This window comes from Streptomyces sp. NPDC086787, assembly GCF_044745865.1.
In the GTDB taxonomy this organism is placed as follows: domain Bacteria; phylum Actinomycetota; class Actinomycetes; order Streptomycetales; family Streptomycetaceae; genus Streptomyces.
This window is the reverse complement of sequence record NZ_JBIVBC010000049.1, coordinates 1-2,933: the sequence shown is the minus strand read 5'-3', so window position 1 is coordinate 2,933 and position 2,933 is coordinate 1. Positions and strand designations below refer to the sequence as shown.

The following is a 2,933-nucleotide window of genomic DNA, read 5'->3' as shown; positions in this document are numbered from 1 at the left end:
AGCCAGGCTTTTTTTGGGTTGCGGTTGACGACTTCAACGTCGATTCCGAGGCGGGCTCCGTGCTCGACGACGGCGTTCTTGAAGCCGGTGTCGACGTCGACCCAGCTTTTCGTGATGGTCGGGCAGGTCTCTTTCGCCTGGTTGAGGAGGCGTATTCCCATGGCGTTCTCGGAGAGGCCGGCGCCGGCGACTGTCACGGCGAGGATGAGGCCGATCGTGTCGGTGAGGATGCCTCGCTTCCGTCCGACGATCTTCTTGGCGGCGTCCGTTCCCTGGCTGCTCAGGGGTACGTTGGTGGAGGTCTTGACGCTCTGGGTGTCGATGACGGAGGCGGTCGCCTCGGGCTTGCGGCCTTCCTTTACGCGGGCCAGGCCGGTCAGGTCGTAGTTGAGTTGGGCGAGGATTCCCTCGTCGCGCCAGGCGGCGTAGTAGAAGTAGACAGTGCCGTGGCCCGGGAGTCGTGCGGGAGGGTGGTATCCAGTTGTGTATACGGCGTATCAGGCAGGCCGGAGAGCTGATGCGGTACACCTCTCCAGTGCCCCCGGCCGTGCTTCTTCCCTTCTGGCTTGCGGGGCGGTCGCGTCCACGGCTACTCCCGCTGGCGGGCGCGCTTTCTGGAAGTCAGCCCAGGAGGAACACGCATGGTAACCCTCACGATGACCGCCCGCTGGCTGCCGCCCGTTCTGTCACGGCTGCTGGCGGCCACCATGCTGGCCGCCGCGGTGGTCGCCTTCCCCTCAGCCATCACCGCCCACTCAGCAACGACCATCACCTGCGGTGACATCACCGCCCTGAAAGCAGCTATCTCCGCAGGCGGCACCATCGACCTGGCCTCCTACTGCGTCTACGTCCTCCCCGCCGCCGACAGCGGCGTGGACGGACTGCCCCCCGTTACCAACAACACCCTCATCAACGGCAACCACGCCACCATCCGGCGCGACCCCACCCTCACCACCGCCATCCCCTTCCGCATCCTTGACATCGCCTCCGGCGGCCACCTCGCCATCAGCGACCTCACCGTCATGAACGGCGCCGTCACCAGCCTGAGCGACCGCGGGGGCGGCGTCCTCGTGCAGAACGGCGGCATCCTCACCGCCACCAACGTGAACTTCCAGGGCAACACGGCCGGTTACGGCGGCGGCCTCGCCGTCGCCTCAGGCGCATCCGCCGATCTCACCGGCGGACTCATCGGTGACAACACCGCCAGTGGCTCCGGCGCGGGCATCGTCACAAACGGCGGCGTCACCCTCCATGGCACGACAGTCTCCGGCAATCGAGTCACCGCCGCTGGTGTCGACGGTGCCGGCGGCGGTGTCGCGGTGTTCAACAGCGGCAGCTTCACCACGGACGCCACCGGCAACAGAACCGTCATCAAAAACAACACCGCCCCGCTCGGCGGCGGCGTGTTCGGACAGGCACAGGTTCCCGGGTGGACTCTGACCCTGCAGAACGCCGATGTCCTCGGCAACACCGCCAAGACCGGGGAGGGCGGAGGCATCGCGGCGCTGGGTAACGGCAACGCCACGATCACAAACTCCACCATCGCCGGCAACACCGCTTTCCTCAGTACGGGAGGCCGTCCTGCCGGCGGAGGCCTGTCAGCCGACTTCACCCCCGACGGTACGTCCACTATGGCTCTGGACCAGACGAAGGTGACGGGGAACAAGGTCGTCGGGGCGCACGGTGAAGGCGGCGGCATCTCCCACTACGGTGGGGCGCTGACGCTCCAGAACGGCACCATCGTCAGCGGAAACCTCGCCTCCGGCCAGTACTCCCGGGGCGGCGGCCTCTTCTCGAGCACCCCCCGCTCCTCCGAGTCCCTGACGGTCGACAACTCCTCGGTCAGCAGCAACAAGGTCACCGGCACCCTCTCCCAGACCGGCGGCGTCTATATCACCGGCACCCCGACGGTGACCTTCGACAGCGCCACCATCACCGGCAACTCCGCACCCCCGGCCCCCGCTCCCGGTGGCGTCTACAGCGACGTCGACATCACTCCCGCCGGCACCACCACCATCACCGGCAACACCCCCACCAACTGCAAGTACAGCCCCGCCACCATCACCGGCTGCATCGACTCCTGAGGGAGTGAGCCTTTTCCAACCTCAGTTTGAGCAGGTCAGGTGCAGGGTGAGGGTGGCTTGGACGAGGTTGGTGATGCGGGTGGTCGAGCATCGCAGCTTACGCAGGAGCCGCCAGGTCTTGAGGGTGGCCATGGCCTGCTCGACGAGTGCGCGGATCTTCGCGTGCGAGCGGTTGACGGCCTGCTGACCTGCGGAGAGCGTCTCCCAGCGACCCCAGTAGGGCACCCGAATGGTGCCGCCGGCGCCCCGGTATGCCTTGTCGGCCCAGCATTCCACGGCGGCTTCCTCCAGAGCGTCGATGATGCCGTGGGCTCGCGCGGCCTTGATGTCGTGGACGGCGCGAAGCGGTGGCGGATCTACGGCACCACCCGGCCGTTCCCGCTGTACCGCGACATTGAGGACCCCGGCGAGGCTCCCACCGAGCCGGTCGCCGACCTGGTCCTGCGGCCGGGTGACGTCCTGTATGTGCCGCGCGGCGTGTGGCACGCCGTCGCCGCCGACCAGGGCACCCGTTCCCTGCACGTCACCTGCGGCCTGCAGACCCACACCGCGACCGACCTGATGGCATGGGTGTCCGAGCAGCTGCTCGGCCGGGGTTGTTCTGGCTCCGGCTGCTCGGATCGCCGGTCGTGGATGTGCAGCGTGTTGGCGGGGTGCTGCGTCAGTGGCCGGGGCCCGCGGCTGCGCCCGCGGGCCCCGGCCCCGGTCACCGGACGCCGGGGATGCGCACGGCGGTGTGGGTGGGTCAGCCTACGCAGCCGGTGGGGATGACGGGGCTGAGGAGGCAGTTGGTGGGGGTGTTGCCGGTGATGGTGGAGCCGGCGGTGGTGCCGAATTGCCTGTCGGTCC

Annotated in this window: 1 protein-coding gene and 3 pseudogenes; 2 read left to right on the top strand and 2 right to left on the bottom strand. The window is 68.1% G+C overall.

Features of this window, described 5'->3' with window-relative positions:
• Positions 1–467 (bottom strand): annotated as a pseudogene (locus ACIPK3_RS34350) (transposase); the annotation flags it as partial.
• Positions 468–641: 174 nt separating this feature from the next.
• Here ACIPK3_RS34350 and ACIPK3_RS34345 point away from each other — a divergent pair.
• Positions 642–2,084 carry a hypothetical protein gene (locus tag ACIPK3_RS34345; protein ID WP_402576135.1) on the top strand — a complete coding sequence of 481 codons (1,443 nt, stop codon included), beginning with the start codon at positions 642–644 and terminating at the stop codon, positions 2,082–2,084.
• A 21-nt stretch (positions 2,085–2,105) separates the two neighbouring features.
• Here ACIPK3_RS34345 and ACIPK3_RS34340 read toward each other — a convergent pair.
• Positions 2,106–2,423: pseudogene (locus ACIPK3_RS34340) on the bottom strand (transposase family protein); the annotation flags it as partial.
• Between ACIPK3_RS34340 and ACIPK3_RS34335 the strand changes: the two are divergent.
• Positions 2,421–2,669, top strand: a pseudogene (locus tag ACIPK3_RS34335) (JmjC domain-containing protein); the annotation flags it as partial. The pseudogenes ACIPK3_RS34340 and ACIPK3_RS34335 sit on opposite strands and share 3 nt — an antisense overlap.
• Positions 2,670–2,933: the final 264 nt, after the last annotated feature.

Excerpts from the sequence above, each read along its gene's own strand:
- ACIPK3_RS34345 (WP_402576135.1), top strand. The coding sequence starts at position 642 with ATGGTAACCCTCACGATGACCGCCCGCTGGCTGCCGCCCGTTCTGTCA.